At 72.3% G+C, this 26,136-nt stretch carries 18 protein-coding genes; 3 read left to right on the forward strand and 15 right to left on the reverse strand.

Translation table 11 applies throughout. The annotated features are described in order from the left end of the window. Window positions 1–35: 35 nt before the first annotated feature. Both ACFWZH_RS23275 and nrdR read right to left on the reverse strand, forming a co-directional pair. Window positions 36–2,906 (reverse strand): vitamin B12-dependent ribonucleotide reductase, encoded by a 2,871-nt coding sequence (locus ACFWZH_RS23275; RefSeq protein WP_384434343.1) that lies wholly within the window; start codon window positions 2,904–2,906, stop codon window positions 36–38. Between the two features lie 124 nt (window positions 2,907–3,030). After that, on the reverse strand, window positions 3,031–3,561 hold the full coding sequence (gene nrdR, locus ACFWZH_RS23280) for a transcriptional regulator NrdR (protein ID WP_384434346.1): 531 nt from the start codon (window positions 3,559–3,561) through the stop codon (window positions 3,031–3,033). Between the two features lie 548 nt (window positions 3,562–4,109). Here nrdR and lexA point away from each other — a divergent pair. After that, window positions 4,110–4,910 (forward strand): transcriptional repressor LexA, encoded by an 801-nt coding sequence (lexA, locus tag ACFWZH_RS23285; RefSeq protein ID WP_384434349.1) that lies wholly within the window; start codon window positions 4,110–4,112, stop codon window positions 4,908–4,910. An 84-nt stretch (window positions 4,911–4,994) separates the two neighbouring features. On the opposite strand, the gene ACFWZH_RS23290 is transcribed toward lexA, so the two are convergent. From ACFWZH_RS23290 to ACFWZH_RS23310, 5 genes are all read right to left on the reverse strand, one after another. Further along, window positions 4,995–6,971: an ATP-dependent DNA helicase gene (locus tag ACFWZH_RS23290; protein ID WP_384434352.1), complete on the reverse strand. Its 1,977-nt coding sequence runs from the start codon at window positions 6,969–6,971 to the stop codon at window positions 4,995–4,997. Window positions 6,972–7,012: 41 nt separating this feature from the next. Beyond that, complete coding sequence (locus ACFWZH_RS23295; protein WP_384434355.1) at window positions 7,013–8,779, reverse strand: IucA/IucC family protein; 1,767 nt, start codon at window positions 8,777–8,779, stop codon at window positions 7,013–7,015. A 105-nt stretch (window positions 8,780–8,884) separates the two neighbouring features. Then, complete coding sequence (locus ACFWZH_RS23300) at window positions 8,885–9,586, reverse strand: GNAT family N-acetyltransferase (protein ID WP_384434358.1); 702 nt, start codon at window positions 9,584–9,586, stop codon at window positions 8,885–8,887. A gap of 108 nt (window positions 9,587–9,694) precedes the next feature. Further along, complete coding sequence (locus tag ACFWZH_RS23305) at window positions 9,695–11,722, reverse strand: IucA/IucC family protein (protein WP_384434361.1); 2,028 nt, start codon at window positions 11,720–11,722, stop codon at window positions 9,695–9,697. Next, a complete protein-coding gene (locus tag ACFWZH_RS23310; protein WP_384434364.1) occupies window positions 11,719–13,113 on the reverse strand; it encodes a diaminobutyrate--2-oxoglutarate transaminase family protein in 1,395 nt (464 codons plus the stop codon). The genes ACFWZH_RS23305 and ACFWZH_RS23310 overlap by 4 nt, the downstream gene beginning before the upstream one ends. A 283-nt stretch (window positions 13,114–13,396) precedes the next feature. Here ACFWZH_RS23310 and ACFWZH_RS23315 point away from each other — a divergent pair, with 283 nt between their 5' ends. Continuing rightward, complete coding sequence (locus tag ACFWZH_RS23315; protein WP_384434367.1) at window positions 13,397–14,584, forward strand: trypsin-like serine peptidase; 1,188 nt, start codon at window positions 13,397–13,399, stop codon at window positions 14,582–14,584. A 126-nt stretch (window positions 14,585–14,710) separates the two neighbouring features. On the opposite strand, the gene hflX is transcribed toward ACFWZH_RS23315, so the two are convergent. The 6 genes from hflX to miaA all read right to left on the reverse strand — a co-directional run bounded on the left by hflX (window position 14,711) and on the right by miaA (window position 23,043). Further along, entirely contained in the window at window positions 14,711–16,198 is a 1,488-nt protein-coding gene (hflX, locus tag ACFWZH_RS23320) for a GTPase HflX (RefSeq protein ID WP_384434370.1), read from the reverse strand. A gap of 146 nt (window positions 16,199–16,344) precedes the next feature. Then, entirely contained in the window at window positions 16,345–17,904 is a 1,560-nt protein-coding gene (locus ACFWZH_RS23325) for a M1 family metallopeptidase (RefSeq protein WP_384434373.1), read from the reverse strand. Between the two features lie 167 nt (window positions 17,905–18,071). Then, window positions 18,072–20,270 (reverse strand): RelA/SpoT family protein, encoded by a 2,199-nt coding sequence (locus ACFWZH_RS23330; RefSeq protein WP_384434376.1) that lies wholly within the window; start codon window positions 20,268–20,270, stop codon window positions 18,072–18,074. Between the two features lie 192 nt (window positions 20,271–20,462). Then, on the reverse strand, window positions 20,463–21,338 hold the full coding sequence (gene dapF, locus ACFWZH_RS23335) for a diaminopimelate epimerase (RefSeq protein WP_384434379.1): 876 nt from the start codon (window positions 21,336–21,338) through the stop codon (window positions 20,463–20,465). Between the two features lie 121 nt (window positions 21,339–21,459). Continuing rightward, window positions 21,460–21,996: a hypothetical protein gene (locus ACFWZH_RS23340; protein WP_384434507.1), complete on the reverse strand. Its 537-nt coding sequence runs from the start codon at window positions 21,994–21,996 to the stop codon at window positions 21,460–21,462. Between the two features lie 108 nt (window positions 21,997–22,104). Next, on the reverse strand, window positions 22,105–23,043 hold the full coding sequence (gene miaA / locus ACFWZH_RS23345; RefSeq protein WP_384434382.1) for a tRNA (adenosine(37)-N6)-dimethylallyltransferase MiaA: 939 nt from the start codon (window positions 23,041–23,043) through the stop codon (window positions 22,105–22,107). A 182-nt stretch (window positions 23,044–23,225) separates the two neighbouring features. Here miaA and ACFWZH_RS23350 point away from each other — a divergent pair, with 182 nt between their 5' ends. After that, window positions 23,226–23,741 (forward strand): hypothetical protein, encoded by a 516-nt coding sequence (locus ACFWZH_RS23350; RefSeq protein WP_384434385.1) that lies wholly within the window; start codon window positions 23,226–23,228, stop codon window positions 23,739–23,741. Between the two features lie 90 nt (window positions 23,742–23,831). Here the strand turns inward: ACFWZH_RS23350 and ACFWZH_RS23355 are convergent, their stop codons facing one another. Together ACFWZH_RS23355 and miaB are read right to left on the reverse strand one after the other, a co-directional pair. Continuing rightward, window positions 23,832–24,542 (reverse strand): class III extradiol dioxygenase subunit B-like domain-containing protein, encoded by a 711-nt coding sequence (locus ACFWZH_RS23355; RefSeq protein ID WP_384434388.1) that lies wholly within the window; start codon window positions 24,540–24,542, stop codon window positions 23,832–23,834. 46 nt (window positions 24,543–24,588) lie between these two features. After that, complete coding sequence (miaB, locus tag ACFWZH_RS23360; protein WP_384434391.1) at window positions 24,589–26,109, reverse strand: tRNA (N6-isopentenyl adenosine(37)-C2)-methylthiotransferase MiaB; 1,521 nt, start codon at window positions 26,107–26,109, stop codon at window positions 24,589–24,591. Window positions 26,110–26,136: the final 27 nt, after the last annotated feature.

Genomic DNA, 26,136 nt, shown 5'->3' on the forward strand with positions numbered 1-26,136 from the left:
GTCAGGAAGCCCTCTCCCGCGCGGCCCGCCCACACTCAGCTGCAGCCGCTGGTCGACCCGCAGCCCTCGCACAGGTAGCAGCTACCGGCCCGCTGCATCTTCGTGCCGCAGGAGAAGCACAGCGGCGCGTCGGCGTTGATGCCCAGCTGCATCTCGACCAGTTCGGCGTTGGTGTGCGCCTGCTTGGGAGCCGGGACGGCAGCCTCCTCGACGCTCTTCACCACCGGCGCCGGGTCCAGCTGGCGCGGCGCCGACTGGGCCAGGCCCTCGACATCGACCTCGTCGTCGGACGGCTCGTACGAACCGGTCTCCAGGTGGCGCGTGCGCTCCTCGACGGAGTGGATGCCGAGCGCCGAGCGGGTCTCGAACGGCAGGAAGTCCAGCGCCAGGCGGCGGAAGATGTAGTCGACGATCGACTGGGCCATCCGCACGTCCGGGTCGTCGGTCATACCGGCCGGCTCGAACCGCATGTTGGTGAACTTCGAGACGTAGGTCTCCAGCGGGACGCCGTACTGCAGACCCACCGACACGGCGATGGAGAAGGCGTCCATCATGCCCGCGAGGGTCGAGCCCTGCTTGGACATCTTCAGGAAGACCTCACCGAGACCGTCGTCCGGGTAGGAGTTGGCGGTCATGTAGCCCTCGGCACCGCCGACCGTGAAGGAGGTGGTGATGCCGGGACGGCCCTTGGGGAGGCGCTTGCGCACCGGGCGGTACTCGACGACCTTCTTCTCGGCGACCGGCTCGGCCTCGACCTTCTTCTCCTCCTCCTTCTTCTTGGCGGAGAGCGGCTGGCCGACCTTGCAGTTGTCGCGGTAGATCGCCAGCGCCTTCAGGCCGAGCTTCCAGCCCTGGAAGTAGACGTCCTCGATCTCCTCGACGGTGGCCGACTCCGGGACGTTGACCGTCTTGGAGATCGCACCGGACAGGAAGGGCTGCGCCGCGGCCATCATGCGGACGTGGCCCATCGGGGAGATGGCGCGCTCGCCCATGGCGCAGTCGAAGACCTCGTAGTGCGCGGGCTTGAGGCCGGGGGCGTCGACGACATTGCCGTGGTCGGCGATGTGGGCGACGATCGCCTCGACCTGCTCGGGCTGGTAGCCGAGCCGCTTGAGCGCCTTGGGGACCGTGTTGTTCACGATCTGCATGGAGCCGCCGCCGACCAGCTTCTTGAACTTGACCAGGGCCAGGTCCGGCTCGACGCCCGTGGTGTCGCAGTCCATCATCAGGCCGATGGTGCCGGTCGGCGCGAGCACGGAGGCCTGCGCGTTGCGGAAGCCGTTCTTCTCGCCCAGGCGCAGCACGTCCTGCCAGGCCTCGGTCGCCGCGGCCCACACCGGGGTGTCCAGGTCGTCCATGCGCACCGCGGTGCCGTTGGCGTCGGAGTGCTGCTTCATGACGCGCTTGTGGGCGTCGGCGTTACGGGCGTAACCGTCGTACGGGCCGACGACCGCGGCCAGTTCGGCGGAGCGCTTGTACGACGTGCCGGTCATCAGCGAGGTGATGGCGCCGGCCAGCGCGCGGCCGCCGTCGGAGTCGTAGGCGTGGCCGGTGGCCATCAGCAGGGCGCCGAGGTTGGCGTAGCCGATGCCGAGCTGGCGGTAGGCCCGGGTGGTCTCGCCGATCTTCTCGGTGGGGAAGTCGGCGAAGCAGATGGAGATGTCCATCGCGGTGATGACCAGCTCGACGACCTTGGCGAAGCGCTCGGCGTCGAAGGACTGGTTGCCCAGGTCGTCGTCGCGCAGGAACTTCAGGAGGTTGAGCGAGGCGAGGTTGCACGAGGAGTTGTCCAGGTGCATGTACTCGCTGCAGGGGTTGGACGCGGTGATGCGGCCGGTCTCCGGCGAGGTGTGCCAGTGGTTGATGGTGTCGTCGTACTGGATGCCGGGGTCGGCGCACGCCCAGGCGGCCTCGGCCATCTTGCGGAACAGGCCCTTGGCGTCGACCTCCTCGATGACCTCACCGGTCAGCCGGCCGCGCAGGCCGAACTTCGAGCCGGTCTCGACGGCCTTCATGAACTCGTCGTTGACCCGGACCGAGTTGTTGGCGTTCTGGTACTGGACGGACGTGATGTCGTCGCCGCCCAGGTCCATGTCGAAGCCCGCGTCGCGCAGCGCGCGGATCTTCTCCTCCTCCTTCACCTTGGTCTCGATGAAGGCCTCGACGTCCGGGTGGTCGACGTCCAGGACGACCATCTTGGCCGCGCGGCGGGTGGCGCCGCCCGACTTGATCGTTCCGGCGGACGCGTCGGCGCCGCGCATGAAGGAGACCGGGCCGGAGGCGTTGCCGCCGGAGGAGAGCAGCTCCTTGGAGGAGCGGATGCGGGAGAGGTTCAGGCCGGCGCCGGAGCCGCCCTTGAAGATCATCCCCTCTTCCTTGTACCAGTCCAGGATCGACTCCATGGAGTCGTCGACGGACAGGATGAAGCAGGCGCTGACCTGCTGCGGCTGCTTGGTGCCGACGTTGAACCACACCGGCGAGTTGAAGCTGAAGACCTGGTGCAGCAGGGCGTACGCCAGCTCGTGCTCGAAGATCTCGGCGTCCGCCGGGGAGGCGAAGTAACCGTGCTCCTCGCCGCCCTTGCGGTACGTCTTGACCACACGGTCGATGAGCTGCTTCAGGCTCGCCTCGCGGGTCGGGGAGCCCACCGCGCCACGGAAGTACTTGCTCGTGACGATGTTGACCGCGTTCACCGACCAGAAGTCGGGGAACTCGACGCCACGCTGCTCGAAGTTGACCGAGCCGTCGCGCCAGTTGGTCATGACGACGTCACGGCGCGCCCACTCCACCTCGTCGTACGGGTGCACGCCGGGGGTGGTGTGGATGCGCTCGATACGCAGCCCCTTGCTCGCCTTGCTGCCCTTGGCGCGGGAGCCTCGTGCCGGGCCGCTCGTCGTCTCTGTCATTCCGCCTCCCTGTATACGGGCAAACGCCCATATGTGCGCACGCATTCCGTGGCACGGTGTTTGTCTTGCTGGTACCGGGACGCCCTGCTCTCGCCCCGATACGGATCCTGGATGCGCGCCGAGCTCAGTCGGCGGCGGTGGCGGGCACGGGGACGGCCGGGCCGCCGGCCTTCCCGTCGGTCCCGCATTCCTGCCCGGGCGGTCCCTGCTCGCGCTGCTCGCGCAGCTCGGCGATGGCCGCCTCGAAGTCCTCGAGCGAGTCGAACGCCCGGTAGACGGACGCGAAGCGCAGGTACGCGACGAGGTCGAGTTCCTGCAGCGGGCCCAGTATGGCGAGCCCGACGTCATGAGTGGACAGCTCGGCGCTGCCGGTGGCGCGCACCGCCTCCTCGACCCGCTGGCCGAGCTTGGCGAGGGCGTCCTCGGTGACCGGGCGGCCCTGGCACGCCTTGCGCACTCCCGCGATGACCTTGTTGCGGCTGAAGGGCTCGGTGACCCCGCTCCGCTTGATCACCATCAGCGACGCCGTCTCGATGGTCGTGAAACGGCGGGAGCAGTCGGGGCACTGGCGGCGCCGGCGGATCGCCGTCCCGTCGTCGGTGGTCCGGCTGTCGACGACCCGGCTGTCTGGGTGCCTGCAGAAGGGGCAGTGCATGGCTCCACCCTCCTCACCCTCGCTATACGGACGTACGTACGCCATCGATCCCGGCGCACGACGAATAACCTCCGCCGGTCCGCATGGGCCCTTCGGAGCGGTCACCAGCATAGGCGATACCGGGGCCCACGAAGGACCAGGCACCACAACTTCTGGGCGACCGCACGCATCCAACCACTAGATGTGGTGTCGGGCCGCTTACATCCCCCTACCGCGTGTCGCGACGGAGGCGGGCCGGGCGGTCGCCCACGAGGGTACGGGAAGCCACCCGGCCGGCGGCGCGGCGGGGCGGGGATGGAAGAATCGACCCCGGCCGCGGCGCCCGACTCGGAGTAACCCCCGAACGCCGGCACCCCGGCCCTCCGGTCGACCCCGGAGGGCCGTCGGAAAGCGAACGCCGGAGCCCCGAAATGCCATTCGGCCATACACCCAGCCACTTGATCGGGTCAGCCAATCAGCGAATATTTCACTCGAACGTGTGTTTGGCGCAACCTTTCGAAAGCAACTACCGTTGGCTAACTAGGGAGAACATTTCGAGAGGGGCCGACGTGACCACCACCGCAGACAGCGCGACCATCACCGCACAAAGCCACTCCCAGAGCCGGTTCGAGCATCAGCAGAAGGCACAGCGGCCGCCGATGGACGACGCCACGTTGGACTCCGAAGAGCAGAAGCCCGCCCGCTCGCTGCCCGGACGGCCACCAGGGATCCGGGCCGACAGCTCGGGGCTCACGGACCGCCAGCGCAGGGTGATCGAGGTGATCCGGGATTCGGTGCAGCGGCGCGGGTACCCGCCGTCGATGCGGGAGATCGGCCAGGCCGTCGGGCTCTCCAGCACCTCGTCCGTCGCCCACCAGCTCATGGCGCTCGAACGCAAGGGCTTCCTGCGGCGCGACCCGCACCGCCCCCGGGCGTACGAGGTCCGCGGCTCCGACCAGCCCACCACCACAGCTACGGAGACCGCGGGCAAGCCCGCCGCGTCGTACGTCCCGCTGGTCGGCCGGATCGCCGCCGGTGGCCCGATCCTCGCGGAGGAGTCGGTCGAGGATGTGTTCCCGCTCCCCCGCCAGCTCGTCGGCGACGGCGAACTGTTCGTGCTGAAGGTCGTCGGCGACTCCATGATCGAGGCCGCCATCTGTGACGGCGACTGGGTCACCGTCCGCCGTCAGCCGGTCGCCGAGAACGGTGACATCGTGGCCGCCATGCTGGACGGCGAGGCCACCGTCAAGCGCTTCAAGCGCGAGGACGGCCATGTGTGGCTGCTGCCGCACAACGCCGCGTACCAGCCGATCCCCGGCGACGAGGCGACCATCCTCGGCAAGGTGGTGGCCGTACTGCGGCGGGTCTGACCCAGCCCTCACGACCGGGCCCCGGGACCACTGCGCCGGTCCCGGGGCCCGCCCTTGCCCTCGGCGGTCCAGGGCGAAGACGCCCTATGCCTCGCCCTCCGCCGCCTTCGCCGCCGCGTCGATGGCCGCCAGTGAGCGGCGGACCTGGTTACGGTCGGTGGTGTACCAGAAGTCCGGCATGGACTTGCGCAGGAAGGAGCCGTAGCGGGCCCGCTCGACGCGGGGGTCCAGCACGGCGACGACACCGCGGTCTCCCGTGGCACGCACCAGACGTCCGGCGCCCTGGGCCATGAGCAGGGCCGCATGGGTGGCCGCGACGGCCATGAAGCCATTGCCGCCGGACTCCTCCACGGCCTTCTGGCGGGCGCTCATCAGCGGGTCGTCAGGACGCGGGAACGGTACCCGGTCCATCACCACCAGCTGGCAGTTCGCCCCCGGGACGTCGACGCCCTGCCACAGGGAGAGGGTGCCGAACAGGCACGTACGGGCATCGGCGGCGAAGGTGCGGATCAGCTCGCCCAGGGTCTCCTCGCCCTGGAGCAGGATCGGCATGTCCAGACGGCCGCGCAGCTCCTCGGCGGCGGCCTGGGCGGCGCGCATGGAGGAGAACAGACCGAGCGTGCGGCCGCCGGCCGCCTCGATCAGCTCGGTGAGCTCGTCGAGCATGTCGGTGCGGCTGCCCTCACGGCCCGGCTGGGCCAGATGCTTGGCGACGTAGAGGATCCCCTGCTTGGAGTAGTCGAAGGGGGAGCCGACGTCCAGCCCCTTCCACGGGGGGACGTCCTCCCCTTCCGTGCCCTCGGGCGACAGGCCCAGGGAGGCCGCGACGCCGTTGAAGTCGCCGCCGAGCTTGAGGGTGGCGGAGGTCAGGACCACCGAGCGGTCCTCGAAGAGCTTCTCGCGCAGCAGGCCGGAGACCGAAAGGGGCGCCACCCTCAGGGACGCGCCGAAGCGGTCGTGGCGCTCATACCAGACCACGTCGTACTCGGAGCCGTTGGCGATCCGCTCGGCCACGGCATGGACGTTCTCCACGGAGGCGAGGGCCTGCTTGCGGACGGCGTCCTCGTCCTGGACCGACTTGTCGCGGGTCGAGCCGAGTGCCGGGACGACCGTACGGGCGGCGTCCCGCAGCGCCATCAGGCAGTAGCCGAGGTCCTCGGGGATCTCCTCCAGGCGGCCGGGCAGCGCCAGCTCCATGAGGCGCTCGAAGGTCTCGGCCGCGGTCTGGAGCTGGTCGGCGGCCTTTTCGTTGACGAGCTTGGCGGCCCGGCGCACGGCGCGGTTGACCTGGCCGGGGGTGAGCTCGCCGGTGGCGGCGCCGGTGACCCGGGAGACCAGCTCATGGGCCTCGTCGATGATCAGGACCTCGTGCTGCGGGAGGACCGGCGCGCCCTCGATCGCGTCGATGGCGAGCAGCGCGTGGTTGGTGACGACGACATCGGCGAGCTTGGCACGCTCCCTGGCGGCCTCGGCGAAGCACTCCGCACCGTAGGCGCACTTCGACGCGCCCAGGCACTCCCGGGAGGAGACCGAGACCTGCCCCCAGGCACGGTCCGAGACGCCGGGGGTCAGGGCATCGCGGTCGCCGGTCTCGGTCTCGTCCGCCCAGTCGCGCAGCCGCAGCAGGTCCTTGCCGAGCTTGCTGGTCGGCGTGGCCTGCTCGAACACATCGAAGAGGCCGTCCTCCTCTTCCTGCGGGGCGCCCTCATGGAGGCGGTGCAGGCACAGGTAATTGGAGCGGCCCTTGAGCATGGCGAACTCCGGGCGGCGGCGCAGCAGCGGATGCAGCGCGTCGACCGTACGCGGCAGATCGCGCTCCACCAGCTGGCGCTGCAGCGCGAGGGTGGCCGTGGCGACCACCACCCGCTCACCGTGGGCGAGCGCCGGCACCAGATAGCCGAGGGACTTTCCGGTACCGGTGCCGGCCTGGACGAGGAGGTGGGCCGTGTCGTCCACGGCCTCGGCGACGGCCTCGGCCATCGCCACCTGGCCGGGGCGCTCGGTGCCGCCGACGGCGGTGACGGCGGCGTGCAGCAGATCGGGGAGGGAGGGCTTCGTCATAGCGCTGCAAGCCTACGCGGGACCACTGACAGCCGGTCCGGTCACGGGGCGTGCAGGGGGTTGGGGACGGTCCCGTGGACGGCGGCGTGCGGGCGCTCGTGGCGGTCGCGGTAACCGTCCACATGCAGACGGTTGCGGTTCAGGCAGAGCCGCTCGATCCGCGGGGTGAGCAGGTCGAACGTCTCGTGCCGCTCCTTCAGGCCGGGGAAGCGTTCGTGGTGGCGCAGGATCTCCGCCCGTACGAGTGACCAGAACTCGGCCTCGGGAACGTCCAGTTGGTCCGCGCACAGCGGCGCGAGGTAGCGGAAGACGCCGACGAACAGGCCGGAGTGGATGAACTGGGTGAGGAAGGAGGGCGGTTCGGTCAGCAGCACCGTGCGGACGTCGTCCGGCATGGAGTCGTGCTCCGGGAGCGGCTGGGAGGTGGTGTTGACGTCGTCGACGAAGTCCTTGACCGCGAGGCGGGTGGGGACGTCGTGCTCGTCGAAGACCACGATGGCGTTCTCGCCGTGCGGGGAGAACACCGTGCCGTACTGGTAGAGGAAGTGCAGCAGGGGCGGCAGCAGCGCGGCGAAGAGCCGGCCGAGCCACTCGCGCGCGGGCAGCCCCGAGCGGTGCACCAGCTCCGTGGTCAGTGCGCGGCCCTGGGGGTCGGTCTGCAGCAGCGCGGCCAGGGTGCGGGCGCGCTCGCCCGGGTCGAGGTATCCGCTGATCGGCTCGCGCCAGATGCAGCCCAGCAACTCCTTGAACTGGTACGGGACGCCGGGCAGCCGGTCGTAGAGCGGGTGCTCGACGGTGACCGAGGCGGTCTCGCCGAGCAGGATCACCCGGGTCTCGTCGCTCAGGTAGGGGTCGGCGTCGCGCAGTCCGTGGACCCAGCGGGTGACGGCCGGCGCGGCGAGGGTGCGCTCGGTGGGCAGGCCGCGCCAGACCAGGGTGTTGAGGATGGACAGCGGAAGTTTGACCGTGCGGGCCTCGGGCCGGCTGATGTTGAGGAAGGTGCGGATCGACTGCTGCGGCAGGCGGAGGTCGTTGTCGGTGGGCAGCGCGATGATGGATCTGTCGGCCAGTTGCGGGGCGAAGAGCGGGGCGATGGTCTCGTCCCATTGCCAGGGGTGCACGGGGAGATAGAGGTAGTCGGCGGGGTCCTGGCCCTGGTCGGTGATGGCGCGGGCGAAGGCGTGACGGGTGGCGGGGGCGAGCTCCTCGCCGTAGAGGCGATCGGGGGTGGCGAGCGTGGGGACACCGCGGTAGTGGGCGAGGCGGTGGTGCGCGGCGAGCCAGGGCAGGCGCTGGGCGGTGCGGGCTTCCGGGGCCCAGGCCGCCGCGTCGGCGGCGGAGAAGCCGAGCCGTCCCTTGTTCGCGACGAGCCAGGGGTGGCCGGTCTGGTGGCCTTCGAGGGCGGCGTAGTCGAGGTCGGCGAGCTCGGCCGCGCTGAGGGCGGTGGCGTCGAGGCGGGTGTCGGCGGCGAGGGTGGCGGTCAGCTCGCGGATCAGGTGGCCGGTGGTGTCGCCGGACAGGTGCAGGACGGTGTCGTGGGCGTGGGCGAGGAAGTCGAACGGGTCGCATCCCGGGGTGATCGAGTGGGGGTCGACGCGCCAGTGCCCGTAGGCGCCCCGGCGGGCGCGGAAGCGGTAGACCAGCTCGTCGGTGACCGGCAGGCGGTATTGCGCGGTGCCGTCCGCGGCGGTGCCGTCGGGCTCGGGGGTGAGGACTTCCTCGTACGCGAACTCGGCCAGGATCTTGGCGAACAGTCGGCGCGCGGCGTGCTGCCAGGCGCTGTGCGAAGGCTGGGGCTCAGGCGGCAAGACGGGACTCCCTCGAAGCGGGACCGCTCCGGCACGTGCGGGGGACAACCGGGGCGGCGCGGTGGACGGCGGACCGGACCGGGAACGGCGACAGGCGCCCCGGGATCAGTGCAGGTGGCGGTGGGCGCGGTCACGGATCATCAACGCCGCGCGTTTGCCGGGCAGTTCGAGCTCTTCGGAATAGCGGAAGCCTCCGGCCAGGAAGGCCGCGACGGAGGCGGTGTTGCGCAGATCGGGCTCGGCGACGACCCGCGTGCACTGCGGGCGGCGGTCGAGTACGAGGTCGGCGGTGGCGCGCAGCAGGGTGCTGCCCAGGCCGCGGCCGCGGTCGGCGCCGCCGCCGATGAGCAGATGGATCCCGGTGTCGTGGGGCAGGGCCGGGTAGTGGCGGGCCAGGGGGTCCAGGTCGGCGCGGTAGATCTCCCAGTAGCTCATGGGGACGCCGGCCAGCACACCGAGGCAGGGCACGCTGCGGCCGTCGCCGTCGAGCTGGCCGCGCAGATGGGCGGCGGTGGTCCCGGGCGGTCCGGCCAGCTCCCAGAAGGCCGCGACTGCCGGATCGTTCATCCAGCCGGTGATCCGGTCGAGGTCGCGGGCCGGCTGGACGGGGACGAGCTCGAACGGCCCGGCGGTGGTGTCGGCCGGTCCCCAGCCCGCCAGGTTGTCCAGCAGCGGGCCGGTGCCGGTGAGGACCGGGGGCGCCGGCCGACGGCGTCCCCCGGCGAGCAACGCGCGGAACTCCGGCGGGACCCGGCGATCCTGGGTGTCGTCGGAGCTGGAGCTGAGGCCGGATTCGGTGGGTGGCACGGCGACGCTCTCCTCTCGTGGCCGGCTCCCGCGTGGCCTTGTGGGTCGCGGGGCGCCGGCGCCGGGGGCTCGTGGGGTGACTTCGCTGCGGCGGGCTGTGGTGGCCTGCTAGGAGGCCAGGGGGTTGGGCAGGGTGACGTAGACGGACTGGGTCTCGACCGGGCCGACGAGTTCGTCGAGCCCGTGCAGGCGGGTCGCGAGGTTGGCCTTGCAGCGCAGGGTGCGGGCGGACAGCAGCTGGCCGGGGAGCCGGGAGCGGTGCGCGCGGGGCGCTGCGGCGGCGCTGTCGAGGAACCGCCTGAAGGCGGCCAGCAGGATCTCCTCGCGGACCAGGCGCTGGGCCCCGAAGGCTCCGATGAGGCCGAGGACGTTGTTGATGCCCAGGTAGTAGGCGAAGCGCTCGTCGGTGACCTCGTCGGCGACGAAGGTGTCGCTGGCCGCGCCGATGCCGGGCAGCCGTCGCTCCAGCTCGGCGCGGCGGGAGGCGCGGAAGTAGTAGCCCTGGTTGTCGCGGTAGCGGCCGCCCACCGGCCAGCCGTCGGGGTCGAGCAGCACCAGGGTGTTCTGCTGGTGGGCCTCCAGGGCGACGCCGGCCGTGCCGTCGAGCCACAGCAGGGGCCGGACGACCGCTTCGAGGTAGCGCAGGAACCACTCGGTGGCGACGGCGCCCAGGGCGCGGCCGGTGCGGGCGGCGAGCGTGCCGACGAGGTCCTCGAGGCGGGAGCGGGCGCCCGCGTGGCCGGGCCAGGGTCGGGGAGAGGTGAGGCCGGCGATGCAGACCGCGTCGTCGCCGGTGCTGAAGGGGTTGTGGCGGATGACGGCGTCGAGGCCCTGGACGGGTTCGCCGTCGGGGCCGTCGACGGCGAGATAGGCCGGGTCGCGGACGATGTCGAAGCCGGGATGGGCGGCCTGCCACTGCTCGGCGAGGCCGGTGCGCAGCAGCCGGTGCACCTCGACCCCGCGGACGAGTTCCTTGCGGAGGTTCTCCCGGCGGGAGTTGGTGATGCGCAGCCCGAGGGAGAGTTTGAGCATGGCGTCCGCGCCGGGGCGGTAGACGGTGCGGACGGAGGAGGTGGGGTGCCAGCGGGGGCCGTGGATACCGAGGTCGTGCAGCAGACCGGCGTCGCGGAGTGCGGCGATGTCGGGGCGGTCGGCGAGTTCCCTGGCCTGCCAGGGGTGCAGTGGCAGCGGCACGGTCCCGTCCGGCAGGGACAGGCCGTCTCCCGCGAGGCGCGCGGCGAGCTGCTCGGCGGACACGGGCTTGCCGCGTTCGGTCCAGGCGGAGTCGGTGGCGACGACGGAGCGGTGCACGGCCATCCAGTGGAGCGGGAAGGCACCGCGCAGTTCGGGCGAGAAGGCGCGGGTCTCGGCGTCGGAGAGGCCCTCGCGGCTCTTGGGGGTGGGGTGCAGCGGGTGGCCGAGGAGCAGGGACTGCTCGGCGGCGAGGAAGAGGTCGCCCTGGTCGTCGGCGGGCCGGGCGCGCCGGTCGGCGAGGAAGGTGGCCACGTTGCGTACGGAGTTGGCGACCCGTCCGATGAGTTCGGCGCCGTCGCCGTCCGGTGTCTGCGGCTGCTCGACCTCCGGCTCCGGCCGTTCCCCGTCCGCCACTCGGTGCTCGCCGCCGTCCGAGGCCCGCCGGTCGCCGCCGTGCGCGGCCTCCCGGCGCAGCAGCGCGGCGAGGGTGACGGCGTCCAGCGGGGCGGCGCCGGCCGGGGCGCCTTCGAGGGTGGGCGCGGCCAGGCGGTGCCAGCCGGTGGGTGACCAGTAGCGGACGGGGATGTGCAGGGCGCTGGCGGCGGACCGCAGGGGGATGCGCAGGCGGCCGCCGGCCGGGCGTGCGGTGCCGTTCTCGCGGAGCCAGCAGCGCAGGAGGTGCTCGATGCCGGCGGTGTCGGCGGCGACCGCCGGGTCCGGGTGGTCGAGGGGGTCGTGGTCGCCGTGGCGGGTCCGCTCATGGCGGCCGGGAGCGCCCGGGCCGGTGGCCTGGCAGGGGTCTTCGTGGGTCTGCTGGTGGCAGGTGTCGCCGGGGGTGCGGCGCTGCTGGCGCGGTACGGACTCCAGTGTGCCGGCGCTGTGGTGCCGGTCCGGGATCCGCTCGGCGGGCTGGGCGTTGTCGGGGCCGGGGCGTTCGTTCATGCGGAGGTGCCTCGCTGTGTCGTGGGGGATGAGCCCGTCGGTCCGAGGGTGGTGCGGACCGCCGCCAGGACGGCGTCGGCGAGGCGGTCGAGGATCGCGTCCGCCTGCTCGTCGGTGATGGTCAGGGGTGGCAGCAGCCTGACGACGGCGGAGTGCCGGCCGCCCAGTTCGACGATCAGGCCGCGGTTGAGGCAGGCGCGCTGGACGGCGGCGGCGAGCTCGGGGGCGGCGGGGCGGGCGCCGCTGGCATCGGCGTCCGCCTCCGGGTCGACGAGTTCGACGCCGAGCATCAGTCCGCGGCCGCGGACGTCGCCGATGCAGTCGTGGGCGTCGGCGAGGGTGCGGAGCCGGGCGAGCATCCGGGCGCCGAGTTCGGCGGCGCGGGCGGCGAGGCCGTTGGCGCGGACGTAGGCGAGGGTGGCGGCTCCGGCGGCCATGGCGAGCTGGTTGCCGCGGAAGGTGCCGGCGTGCGCGCCGGGCTGCCAGGCGTCGAGCTCCTCCCGGTAGACGATCACGGCGAGCGGCAGGCTGCCGCCGATCGCCTTCGACAGCACGATCACGTCCGGCACGATGCCGCTGTGTTCGACCGCCCAGAAGGTGCCGGTGCGGCCGACGCCGGTCTGCACCTCGTCCACGATCAGGGGGATCTGCCGGGCCGCGGTGAGCTCCCGCATCCGCCGCAGCCAGTTGTCCGGGGCGGGGATCACGCCGCCCTCCCCCTGGACGGGTTCGAGGATCATCCCGGCCGGCCGGGGCACCCCGCTCTTGTGGTCGTCGAGCAGGTTCTGGGTCCAGCGTGCGGCGAGTTCGGCGCCGCGCTCGCCACCGGTCTGGAACGGGCAGCGGTAGTCGTACGGGTAGGGCAGCCGGACCACGCTGGTGTGCTGTGCTCCCCCGGAGGCGGCGAGCGCCTCGGCGGTCATGCCGTGGTAGGCGCCCGAGAACGCCATCAGGCCGTCCCGGCCGGTCGCGGTGCGGACGAGTTTGAAGGCGGCCTCGACGGCGTCCGTGCCGGCCGGGCCGCAGAACTGGATGCGGGCGTTTTCGGCCAGTTCGGCGGGCAGCGTGGCGAAGAGCTCGGTGGTGAAGGCGTCCTTGACGGGCGTGGCCAGGTCGAGGATGTGCAGCGGCGCGCCGGAGTCGAGGACCGCGCGGATCGCTTCGAGCACCACCGGGTGGTTGTGGCCGAGGGCCAGGGTGCCGGCGCCGGAGAGGCAGTCGAGGTATCTCCGGCCGTCGGCGCCCTCGATGGTCAGCCCGCGGGCGCGCACCGGGACGATGGGCAACGAGCGTGCGTAGGTGCGGGCAGCGGACTCACGCAGGGACTGTCGGCGCAGAATCCCCTCGTGGGCCGACGGCGCGGCCGCCGGCACGGTGTCGGTCAACGCCACGGCAGTTGTGTCCTCCTGCTTGGTGAGCTGCTGAACAGCGCGCGGGGTCCTGCGGGCAGCCCGGCTGTCCCCCGTACGTACCAACGACGCCGGCGACGCCGGATCACGGTCGCGAACAAGATCCTTGGCGGCTGGGAACCGGACCCCGAGTACCGCCGTCTCCATCGTCACCGGCATAGTGGGGTGTCGCGCCGAGATCTTGGGGTTCATGACAAGTTCAATCCGGCGCGACTCCGCTCATGCCACACCGGCTCAGCCCGATTCACCCAGGGGGACAACACCCATGCGATCCATACGCCGGCCAGTCCTGGCCGCCGCCGCTCTCACCGCCGTCGTGGCACTGACCGCCACCGGCTGCGGTCCCGAGGGCGGCAACGCGGACGCCAAGCCCAGCCAGTCCGCGGCGGACACCACGGGTGGGGGTGAAATCAAGATCCCCCAGGACATCCAGGACAAGCTCAAGGAGCACGGCGTCGACCTGGACAAGTGGAAGAACGGCGAGTGGAAGAACTGGGACAAGGACAAGTGGCTCCGGGAGGCCGGGGAGTTCATCAACCCGATCATCAAGGACTTCTGGAACCCGGACAAGATCGAGAAGGTCAAGCCCCCGAAGGACCCCAGCAAGCCCGGGGACATCTCCGAGGACCAGGGCAAGACCGACCCCGAGCCGGCCGCCGTCCAGGCTCAGCCCGTCAAGACCCCCTACACCTCCACCGCCGCCGGTGTGGGTCTGCTGCTGTTCAGCACCCCTGAGGGCGAGTCGCGTTGCTCGGCCACCGTCGTCAAGGACCCGGCGCACCCCGGCAAGTCCAACCTCGTGTGGACCGCCGCGCACTGTGTGCACGCCGGCAAGAACGGCGGCTGGTACCGCAACATGATGTTCGTGCCGAACTTCAACAAGAACGGCGTCTCCGCCGACAAGCTGAAGGCCACGCCCTTCGAGGACCGCGTCCCGTCGGGCAAGTGGTGGGCCGACGACATGGCGACGTCCAATGAGTGGATCAAGGACGGCGGCGCCGTTCCGGGCGTGCCGATGGCTCCGTACGACTACGCGCTGATGCATGTGAAGCCGGAGTCGTCCACCGGCGGCAAGTCGCTGGAAGAGGTCGCCGGCGGCGCGTACGCGGTCGACTTCAACGCCCCGGCCATGGCCAAGATCCCGAGCCTGACCGCGCAGGGCTACCCGGCCGAGGCGCCGTTCGACGGTGCGGCGCAGCAGCAGTGCACCGACAAGCCGACCCGTCTGACGATGGACGCCAAGAAGCCGACCATGTACCGCATCGGCTGCACCATGACCGGTGGCTCCTCCGGTGGCCCCTGGTTCATCAAGGGCGCCGACGGCAAGCCGGTGCTGGTCTCCAACATGTCGATGGGTCCGCGTCCGGCCCGCTGGTCGGCCGGTCCGCACCTGGGTGCCGCGGCCAAGACCCTCTTCGACAACATGAGCAAGAAGTGGGCGACCAAGCAGTAGCCGCCCGCGGCGGGGGCGCTCCGGCGTGCCGACGGCTCCCCCGCACCGCTGCATGAACGCAGAGGACGAAGGCCCGCCCCGGTCTCCCCGGGGCGGGCCTTCGCCGTCGTGTCTCCTACGGGCCGGCTACGCGGCCGGCACGAACGGCTCGAACTCCGCCGCCAGCTCCGCGTGCACCCGCGCCTTGAGGACCGTGCCGTCCGCGGTGTGCTCCTCGGAGAGGACCTCGCCCTCGGCGTGCGCCCGCGAGACCAGGGCGCCCTGGGTGTAGGGCACCAGCGCCTCGATCTCGACCTGCGGCCGCGGCAGCTCGTCGTCGAGCAGGGTCAGCAGCTCCGCCAGGCCCTGGCCCGTACGGGCCGAGACCGCGATGGCGTGCTTCTCCTGGCGCAGCAGGCGCTGGAGCACCAGCGGATCGGCCGCGTCGGCCTTGTTGACGACCACGATCTCGGGCACGTCCGTGGCGCCCACATCGCGGATCACCTCGCGGACTGCGGCCAGCTGCTCCTCCGGCACCGGATGCGAGCCGTCGACCACGTGCAGGATGAGGTCGGACTCGCCGACCTCCTCCATCGTGGAGCGGAACGCCTCGACGAGGTGGTGCGGCAGATGCCGGACGAAGCCGACGGTGTCGGCGAGGGTGTAGAGCCGCCCGCTGGGCGTCTCGGCCCGTCGCACGGTCGGGTCCAGGGTGGCGAACAGGGCGTTCTCCACCAGCACACCGGCACCGGTGAGGCGGTTGAGGAGCGAGGACTTGCCGGCGTTGGTGTAGCCGGCGATGGCGACCGAGGGGACCTTGTTGCGCCGGCGTTCCTGGCGCTTGATGTCCCGGCCGGTCTTCATCTCCGCGATCTCCCGGCGCATCTTCGCCATCTTCTCGCGGATCCGCCGCCGGTCCGTCTCGATCTTGGTCTCACCGGGACCACGGGTGGCCATACCGCCGCCCGCCGAACCGGAGCCACCGCCACCCATCTGCCGCGACAGCGACTGGCCCCAGCCACGGAGCCTGGGAAGCATGTACTGCATCTGCGCCAGCGCGACCTGTGCCTTGCCCTCTCGGGACTTGGCGTGCTGGGCGAAGATGTCGAGGATCAGCGCGGTCCGGTCGACGACCTTGACCTTGACGACGTCCTCGAGGTGGATCAGCTGTCCCGGGGAGAGCTCACCGTCGCACACCACGGTGTCGGCGCCGGACTCCAGCACGATGTCGCGCAGCTCCAGCGCCTTGCCCGAGCCGATGTACGTGGCCGGGTCGGGCTTGTCACGGCGCTGGATGACGCCGTCGAGCACCAGGGCGCCGGCGGTCTCGGCCAGCGCGGCGAGCTCGGCGAGGGAGTTCTCCGCGTCCTGCACCGTGCCCGTGGTCCAGACACCGACGAGCACCACGCGCTCCAGGCGCAGCTGGCGGTACTCGACCTCGGTGACGTCCTCGAGCTCGGTGGACAGGCCCGCGACGCGGCGCAGCGCGGCACGCTCCGAGCGGTCGTACTGGTCGCCGTCACGCTCCCCGTCGATCTCGTGGCTCCAGGCGACGTCCTCTTCCATCAGGGCGTCGGCCCGAAGGCTCTCGGGGAGGCGCTGCCGGTCCTGCGGAAGGGAAGAAGAGGAGGTCATTTGATCCTTTGCGTCGTTGGGAAGCCCTCAAGGGGACCGGCCGGTCCCACCGGGACTGTCGCTGGTGTCAACGTACGACGCGTCCCGGAGATTCCCGGGCCGGTCGTCGTCGACCCGAAGATGGTCGCACGGGCCCGGGAGGGCCGTCACGCGGGTTTTCCGGGCCTTGCGGGCCTTGCGGGCTTTCCGGCGTTCCCGGTCACCTTCCCCGGCCGCCACTCCTGGTGGCCGGGCATCGGAGGCGTCCGCTCGCCGTAGAGCCACCCCTTGAAGAAGCTTGCGAGGTTCTTTCCGGAGACCTTGGACGCCAGCGCGATGAAGTCGGCGGAGTCCGCCACGCCGTCGCGGTGCTGGGTCACCCACTCGCGTTCGAGGCGGTCGAAGGCGGCGGCGCCGATCTTGTGCCGCAGGGCGTACAGGACCAGTGCGCTGCCGTCGTAGACCACCGGGCGGAAGAGGCTGATCTTCTCGCCGGGGCTGGGGGCCTTGGGCGCGGCGGGCGGCCCGCCCTCGGCGCGCCAGCCGTTGGACTGCTCGTAGGCGCTGCGCATACGGCTGTCCAGGGAGATCCGGCCGCCCTTCTCCTGGGCGTAGAGGGCCTCGTACCAGGTGGCGTGGGCCTCGTTGAGCCAGACGTCGGACCAGCGCCGGGGGCTGACGCTGTTGCCGAACCACTGGTGGGCCAGCTCGTGCACCATCACGGACTCGACGTACCACGCGGGCAGCTGCGGGTTCGTGAACAGGCTCTTCTCGAAGAGCGAGAGGGTCTGGGTCTCCAGCTCGAAGCCGGTCCTGGCGTCGGCGATCAGCACCCCGTACGCCTCGAAGGGGTAGGGGCCGAGTCTGCGCTCCATCCAGGAGAGCTGGTCCGGGGTCCTGGCCAGCCACTTCTCCAGCTGGTGCCGGTCCACGGTCGGTACGACGTCGCGGATCGGCAGGCCGTGCGGCCCGTTCCGCAGCAGCACGCTGGACTTGCCGATGGAGACCTGCGCCAGCTCGGTGGCCATCGGGTGGCCGGTGCGATAGGTCCAGGTGCGCCGCGCCGCCCGGCTGCCCGTGCCCACCGGCAGCCCGTTGGCGACGGCGGTCAGCTCCTGGGGCACGGTGATGTGGAAGGTGAACAGCGCCTTGTCGGAGGGGTGGTCGTTGCAGGGGAAGACGCGGTGCGCGGCGTCCGCCTGGTTGGCCATCGCCAGCCCGTCGGAGGTGCGGATCCAGCCGCCGTCGCTCTTGCCGCGTGGGTCGCTGGTGTGCTGGATGACGATCTTCACCTCCTTCCCCCGGGACATGTGGGCAGCCGGGGTGAGCACGAGGTCCTCACCGTGCTGCTCGTGCCGGGCGGGCTGCCCGTCGATCTTCGCGTCGCTCACGGCGCCACGGGCGAAGTCGAGGTTGAGGTGGTCGAGCTCGGTGGTGACCTTGGCGGTGATCTCGGTGGTGGCCTTCAGCGGCCGGTTGTTGTGGCCCGAGTAGTCCAGGGTGACGTCGTAGGACGTGACGTCGTAGCCGGTGTTGCCGAGCGTGGGGAAGAGCCGGTCGCCCAGGCCCTGCGGCCCTGCGGGCTGCGGCGCGGCCACGCCGAGGGTGGCGACGGCGGCCAGCCCCAGGGCGGTGGCCCGGCGGCCGGTCCAGCGGATCCGGCCGCTCGGGGCAGCAGGCAGGGGGCGGTCGGAGTCGGCGGACGGTCGACGCGAGTCAAGGGACATGAACTACGGCTACCAACGCGGCCGCCTCCGCCGTGGGCGAGGCGGCAAACGACACCCGAACGGGCGGCGGATCGTGCGTCCGTCTTAGGGCCTTTGCGACCCTGGCCCGGTCGGACGGCCCCTTGGGCGCGCTCCCTGCGGCCGGTCGGCGGGCGGGTGACGGAGGCTCAGGGGCGCAGGGCGGCGGCCTGGCGGGTGCGGCCGGCCCGCAACACGTCGAAGACGCCGGGCACTTGGCGCATCGCCCGCATCAGGGACGGCAGGCCGGCGGCGTTGGGCAGATGGAGCGTGTACGTATGGCGGACCCGCTGCTCGTGCGGGGGTTCGACGGCGGCCGACACCACCGCGGCGCCCTGGGAGGCGATCGCTTCGGTGAGGTCGGCGAGGAGGTGCGGCCGGCTGAAGGCCTCGGCCGTCAGGGTGACCCGGCAGCCGTGGCCGCCCTGGCCGGCGCCCCGCCAGCGCACCTTGACCGGCTGACGGCCGGTGGCCGCCATACGGGCCACCACGGGGCACAGGGCGCGGTGGACGGTGACCGTGCCGCCGCGTACGGCGAAACCGGTGACGGTGTCCGGCGGTACCGGGGTGCAGCAGCCGGCCAGCCGGACCGCGGCACCGGGCAGGTCCGCGACCGCCAGGACCGAGCCGGGAGTGGCCTGGGCCGCCCCGGAGCGGTCCGGGCCGACGGCGGGGCGGTCGGCGGGGGGCGCCGCTGCGGGCCCCTCACCGGGGGCCGCCGGGCGGGCGCCCGGTTCCCCGGCGAGCCACCGGGCGATGGCCAGCCGGGCGGCGGGCGTTCGGGCGTGGTCGAGCCATTCGGGCGAGGGGCCGGCCGCGGAGTCCGGGGCCATCAGCAGCTGCAGGCTGTCGCCGTCGTGCAGGACGGTGGCGAGCGTGGCGAGCCGGCCGTTGACGCGGGCGCCGATACAGCAGTGCGCCGCCTCGCCGTGCCGCTCGTACGCCGCGTCCACACAACTCGCCCCGGCGGGCAGGCCGATGGCGCCGCCGCCGGCCCCGGCCGCCCCCGCCGCGCGCCCCGTGTCGGCGTCGGCGCAGAAGACCGTGATCTCCCGGTCCTGGGCGAGGTCGTCGCGCAGCGAGGTCCAGAACGTGTCCGGGTCGGGGGTGGTGCGCTGCCACTCCAGCAGCCGGGAGAGCCACCCGGGGCGGGTCGGGTCGGCGCGCTCGCCCTCGGGGGTGTCCGCGCCGTCGGTGGGGGTGTACGGATTGCCCAGCGCGATCACCCCGGCCTCGGCGACCCGGTGCATCTGGTGGGTGCGGATCAGCGCCTCGGCGATCTCCCCGGACGGGCCGGTGACGGCGGTGTGCAGCGACTGGTAGAGGTTGAACTTGGGCGCCGCGATGAAGTCCTTGAACTCGGAGACGACCGGGGTGAAGCAGGTGTGCAGCTCCCCCAGGACGGCGTAGCAGTCCGCGTCCTCCGCCACGAGCACCAGCAGCCGCCCCAGGTCCGCGCCCGTCAGTTCGTGGCGCGCCAGCCGCACGCGGTGCACGGAGACCAAGTGCCTTGCCCGGACGAGGACTTCGGCGTCGATGCCGGCTTCGGCCAGGACCGTGCGCACCTGCTGAGCGATGGCGGCGAGCGGGTCGGGACGGGTGGCGTACTCGCGGACCAGGGCCCGGGTGGTGGAGTACTCCTCGGGGTGCAGGATCGCGAAGACCAGGTCCTCCAGCTCGGCCTTGAGGGCCTGGACGCCGAGGCGTTCGGCGAGCGGGATCAGCACGTCGCGGGTCACCTTGGCGATCCGGGCCTGCTTCTCGGGCCGCATCACCCCGAGGGTGCGCATGTTGTGCAGCCGGTCGGCGAGCTTGATGGACATCACCCGGACGTCGTTGCCGGTCGCCACCAGCATCTTGCGGAAGGTCTCCGGCTCGGCGGCCGCGCCGTAGTCGACCTTCTCCAATTTGGTGACGCCGTCGACGAGGTAGCTGACCTCGGCGCCGAACCGTTCCCGCACCTGATCGAGCGTCACCTCGGTGTCCTCGACGGTGTCGTGGAGCAAGGAGGCGGTCAACGTCGTGGTCTCCGCGCCCAGTTGGGCCAGGATCAGGGTCACCGCCAGCGGGTGGGTGATGTACGGCTCGCCGCTCTTGCGGAGCTGGCCGCGGTGCGAGGACTCGGCGAGCTGATAGGCCTTGGCGAGGGTGTCGAGGTCGGCGTCGGGGTGATGGCCGCGATGCACCTTGGCGACGTGTTCGAGGGCGTGCGGGAGGCCGTCGCGCGGTGCCGGGCCGAGGAGCGCGGCCCGGCCGATGCGGCGCAGCCCTCTGAGTTCCAGTCGGCGACGGCCGCGCCTGCGGCCCGCTGCTCCAGCGTTACCAGGGTTAGTGGCCTCTGCGCTCATGGGCACCTCCGGCAGCGTCGACCGGCGGCCGGACGCGACAGTTCGGGCGCCCGGGCCGGTGCTTGATGCTATCGAGCCCATCACGCAGCGCTGTCCACCTCTCGCTCAGAGTGATACGGATCACCCGTTCGAGCGAATCTTTTGGCTGGAACCGTTGCGGTGAGGGGGCCGGGCCGGATCCGTCCCGGTCCGTCAGGCGAGCGCGGCGGCCAGCCAGGCGGGGTCGAAGGTGCCCTCGGCGACGATCTCGGCCGGTCCGGTCATCTCGACCGTGCCGTCGGGCAGCTCGGTGATCACCAGGCTGCCGCCGAGGACGTCGACCGTGTACGTGACGGGCGTGCCGGTCCGTGCCGGGTCCAGGCCGTCCCTGCGGGCGGTGGCGACGGCGACCGCGCAGGCGCCGGTGCCACAGGAGCGGGTCTCGCCCGAGCCGCGCTCATGGACCCGCATCGCCACATGGCGCGGGCCGCGGTCGACGACGAACTCGATGTTCACGCCGTCGGGATAAACCGCCGCTGGGCTGAACGGCGGTACGGACAGCAGGTCTCCGGCGTGCGCCAGATCCTCGACGAACGCGACGGCGTGCGGATTGCCCATGTTCACGTTGCGGGCCGGCCAGCTGCGGCCACCGAGGGTGACGACGACGCCCTCCTCGGGGAGCTCGGCGCGGCCCATGGAGACCGTGACGTCGCCGGTCTTGGCCAGGTGCACGCGGCGTACGCCGGCGCGGGTGGCGATGGCGAGGTCGCCGGCCTCCACCAGGCCGGCGTGCAGCAGATAGCGCGCGAAGACCCGGGTGCCGTTGCCGCACATCTCGGCGATCGAGCCGTCGCCGTTGCGGTAGTCCATGAACCACTCGGCCTCGTCGGCCTGGGCACGCGCCTCCGGGTGCGCGGCGGACCGCACGACGCGCAGCACCCCGTCACCGCCGAGCCCGGCGCGCCGGTCGCAGATCCGGGCGACGGCGGTCGCGGGCAGATCGAGGCGACCGTCCGGATCGGGGACGATCACGAAGTCGTTCTCGGTGCCGTGGCCCTTGAGGAAGGCGATGCGCTCGGTGCTGGTCACTCCTGCATCGTACGGGGGTGACGGGGGGAACGGCCTGACGGGGGCCGGGAGAGCTGCGTCCGGGGGGCCGGCTCGGCTGCCCGGCGCCCCCCGACGGGTACCGCGCGCGGTGAGCGGCCGGTCAGCGCAGCCGGGCCACGCGCCAGATGGCGAGCGAGGCGGGGACGGCCACCACCAGGGCGTACAGGAGCACCACGCGCCAGTTGGCGCGGCGGCCGGAGCCGCGCGCCGGGAGGCCGGGCCAGGTGTGACCGACGCGGCGGGCGGCCATCATGCCCCAGCCGGCGGCGCAGCAGCACAGCAGCAGGCCGAGCATCGCGATCACCGCGCCACCGTCACCGCCGAACTCGAAGGCGAGCGGGAAGGCGAACATCAGCGAGCCGACGGCGGCGAGAGCGACGATCGGTGCGAGCTGCCACAGGCGCAGCCGGCGCGGCGGGCGCAGTTCCCGGAAGGACTCGCCGCCCTCGCCGGGTCCGTCGGCGCCGGCGTCCGGGCCGTCCGAGTCGTCCAGGGCGTCCGGGTCGCCGAGCGGTCCGGCGTCGACGTCGGCGGCGCCGGACAGGGCGTCCCGGGCGTCCGGGCCGTCGTCGGCGAGCGGTGCCGTGTCAGCGTCGTCGTCCGACTGCTGTGCTCTGTTGCGAGGGCCGGCCTCCATTGCCACGCGCCCTCCCCACTGCAGACTGCACGCCTCGATCGAAGGTCGATGATGACACGCCCTCAGGGGCCCGGATGACGGCCGGAGCGTCCCGATGCCATGACGTGATCAGGCTGTGACCGGTCGTTCGAGCAAGGCCAGGGCCTGCCCGGGAAGTTCCGCGCGACGGTCGGCAGCGCCGCTGAGCCAGTGGACCCGGGGGTCCCGGCGGAACCACGAGTCCTGGCGGCGTGCGAAGCGCTTGGTCGCGCGCACCGTCTCGTCGCGCGCCTCCTGCTCGGTGCACTCCCCCGCCAGCTGGGCGAGCACCTGCTGGTAGCCCAGCGCCCGGGACGCCGTAAGACCCTCGCGCAGCCCCTCGGCCTCCAGGCGGCGCACCTCGTCGACCAGGCCCGCCTCCCACATCCGGTCGACCCGCCGCGCGATCCGCTCGTCCAGCTCGGGGCGCTCGACGTCGACACCGATCTGCAGGGTGTCGTAGACCGAGTCGTGGCCGGGGAGATTGGCCGTGAAGGGACGGCCGGTGATCTCGATGACCTCCAGCGCGCGCACGATGCGGCGGCCGTTGCTGGCCAGGATCGCGCGGCCGGCCTCGGGGTCGGCGGCGGCCAGTCGGGCGTGCAGGGCGCCGCTGCCCCGTTCGGCCAGTTCGGCCTCCAGCCTGGCGCGCACCTCCGGGTCGGTGCCGGGGAACTCCAGGGCGTCGATGGCGCCGCGGACGTACAGGCCGGAGCCGCCGACCAGGACCGGGGTGCGGCCCTCGGCGAGCAGCCGGTCTATCTCGGCGCGGGCCAGCCGCTGGTACTCGGCGACGCTGGCGGCGCGGGTGACGTCCCAGATGTCCAGGAGGCGGTGCGGTACGCCCTGCTGCTCCTCGGGCGTGAGTTTGGCGGTGCCGATGTCCATGCCTCGGTAGAGCTGCATGGAGTCGGCGTTGATGACCTCGCCGCCCACGTGTTGTGCGAGCGCGACGCCCAGATCGGACTTTCCGGCCGCGGTGGGGCCGACGACGGCGATGACCCGCGGAGCGGGAACAGCGGTGTTCACCCCGTCAGTCTCGCAAACATCACGCCCCCATCTCGAACGAGCGACGTGACGGGCCACCGATGAGGGTCGTTGCCTGTTGCGAGGTCCCGAGAGCCGGTGCAGCACCGGCGCCCGTGGGCGGTGCAACGGTCCGCTCCGGGCGGCCTGGGATTTCGCCCAACATGAAGAGCGTAGGAGCAGTTATGGGCGTGTTTTCGCGGTTTCGCCGCCGCAAGTCCGAAGCATCGACGGAGGAGGCTGCCGCTGCGGTGGTGACGGCCGAGACGGCCGAGGCGGAGGAGCCGGCGGAGTCGGCCGCTTCGGCGGACGCCGAGAACGCCGAGAACACCGAGAACGCCAAGGACACCACGGGGGCCGAGGACGCCGGGGACACCGACGACGCCGAGCGGACCGGCGCCGCGCCGGCCGACCGGACCGAGGGCGCCGAGGAGGCCGCAAAGGCCACGGGGGGCGGCGAAGCCCCGCAGGACGCGGCGGCCACGGCGGAGGCAGGGGATGCGGCCGAGGATGCGGCGCCGGAGGCTTCCGGTGACACGACCGGGGACACGACCGGGGAGACGGTCCCCGAGGACGGCCACCAGACCGACGAGGACAGCGAGCCCCGCGCCGAGAAGGCGGCCGAGAGCGCCGGGATCCCCCGGCAGCAGTCGGCCCGTGCCGCGGCGGACCGGGAGTCCGGCGAGGGCGCGCGGCAGTAGCCCCACCGCGCCCGGAGCGGGCACGGCGCAACGGCCGCGGGGTGGCTCCACCCCGCGGCCGTTGTCGTGCCCCGGAGGGGGCGTGGTCGGCTACGACCAGGTGGCGACGAAGTAACCCACGCCGTACGGGGCCTCCTCGCGCAGCAGGCGGCCGGTCAGGCCCGCGCCCTCGGCGGCGCCCGCCAGGACCTGCCAGCAGGAGCGTCCCGACGCCTGCAGGGCGGCGGCCAGCTCCGTGTCGAGCGCGGTCAGCGCGGGGAGGTCGGCGGCCCCCAGGGCGCGGCCCGCCGCGGCGTCGAAGCCCTCGGCCCGCTCGTCGAAGTAGCCGGGCGCCTTCACCGTCCGGCAGGCGCTGCCGTCGCCCATCACCAGCAGCGCCACCCGGGGCGCGGCGCCGGCGATCTCCCGGCCGGCCGACAGACACCGTTCGAGGGGCAGCGACTCCCCCACGCCCAGCCCCTCCACGGGCGCGTCGTCCCAGTCCGTACGGGACAGCAGCCAGGCGGCGACGGCCAGCGACGGCGGGAGCTCCCCCTCGGGCGCGCGCTCGGCGGCTCCCAGGGAGACCTGGAGGTCCACGCCGAAGCCGCGGAAGGAGCCGACGGCGCCCTGCGGGTGCGGGCCCCGGCCGGACTCCTCCGCGGGGCCGAGGACCACCAGCCGGTCCGGGCGGGCCGCCGCCAGCACACCGATCGCGTCCAGGCAGGAGGCGCGCAGCGCGTCCAGCTCGGGTGCGGCGCCGGCCGCCACCTCCGGGACGAGCAGGGGCGGACAGGGGCAGATGGCGGCGGCTACGAGCATGCCACGCAGCGTAACGCCCCGGGGCCGGTCGTTCCCGGCGGGCGGGTCAGTCGCAGCCGCAGCCGGCAGCGGGCGCGGGGCTCGGCGCCGGGGCCCCGATGGTGGGCAGGCCCAGCAGCACGCCCTTGGGCTTCTCGGCCGGCGCGGCGTTGCGCTTCTCCCAGGCGTCGCCGGCCCGGGTGCGGCGGACCGCCTTGGTCGGCCCCTCCGCCAGGAGGTGGTGCGGCGCCGCGTAGGTGATCTCCACGGTCACCACGTCGCCGGGCCGGACCGGCTCCTCGGGGCGGGTGAAGTGCACCAGGCGGTTGTCGGGCGCCCGGCCCGACAGCCGGTGCGTGGCGTCGTCCTTGCGGCCCTCGCCCTCGGCGACCAGGACCTCCAGCGTGCGCCCGACCTGCTTCTTGTTCTCCTCCCAGGAGATCTCCTCCTGGAGGGCGACCAGGCGCTCGTAGCGCTCCTGGACGACGGCCTTGGGGATCTGGCCTTCCATGTCGGCCGCGGGGGTCCCGGGGCGCTTGGAGTACTGGAAGGTGAAGGCCTGCGCGAAGCGGGACTCGCGGACCGTGTGCAGGGTCTGCTCGAAGTCCTCGTCGGTCTCGCCCGGGAAGCCGACGATGATGTCCGTCGAGATCGCGGCGTCCGGCATCGCGGCGCGCACCTTGTCGATGATGCCGAGGAAGCGGTCCTGGCGGTACGAGCGGCGCATGGCCTTCAGGACGCGGTCGGAGCCGGACTGCAACGGCATGTGCAGCTGCGGCATGACGTTCGGCGTCTCCGCCATGGCGGCGATCACGTCGTCGGTGAAGTCGCGCGGGTGCGGCGAGGTGAAGCGGACCCGCTCCAGGCCCTCGATGGAGCCGCAGGCGCGCAGCAGCTTGCTGAAGGCCTCGCGGTCGCCGATGTCGGAGCCGTAGGCGTTGACGTTCTGGCCGAGCAGGGTGATCTCGCTGACGCCCTCGGCGACCAGGGCCTCGACCTCGGCGAGGATGTCGCCGGGCCGGCGGTCCTTCTCCTTGCCGCGCAGCGCCGGGACGATACAGAAGGTACAGGTGTTGTTGCAGCCGACCGAGATGGAGACCCAGGCCGCGTAGGCGCTCTCGCGGCGGGTGGGCAGGGTCGAGGGGAACGCCTCCAGCGACTCGGCGATCTCGACCTGCGCCTCCTCCTGGACGCGGGCGCGCTCCAGCAGGACCGGCAGCTTGCCGATGTTGTGGGTGCCGAAGACCACATCGACCCAGGGGGCCTTCTTGACGATGGTGTCGCGGTCCTTCTGGGCGAGGCAGCCGCCCACGGCGATCTGCATACCGGGGCGCGCGGCCTTCTTCGGGGCGAGCTGCCCGAGGTTGCCGTAGAGGCGGTTGTCGGCGTTCTCCCGCACCGCGCAGGTGTTGAAGACGACCACGTCGGCGCCCTCGCCGCCCTTGGGCGCCGGTACGTACCCGGCCTCCTCCAGCAGCCCGGACAGCCGCTCGGAGTCATGGACGTTCATCTGGCACCCGTAGGTGCGGATTTCGTAGCTCTTGGGTTCCTGAACGTCCACTGCCTGGCTCCGGTCACTGCTGGTCATACGACAAGGGTAGGCGGTGCCGGGAGT

The organism is Streptomyces sp. NPDC059008 (assembly GCF_042749045.1).
GTDB lineage: Bacteria > Actinomycetota > Actinomycetes > Streptomycetales > Streptomycetaceae > Streptomyces.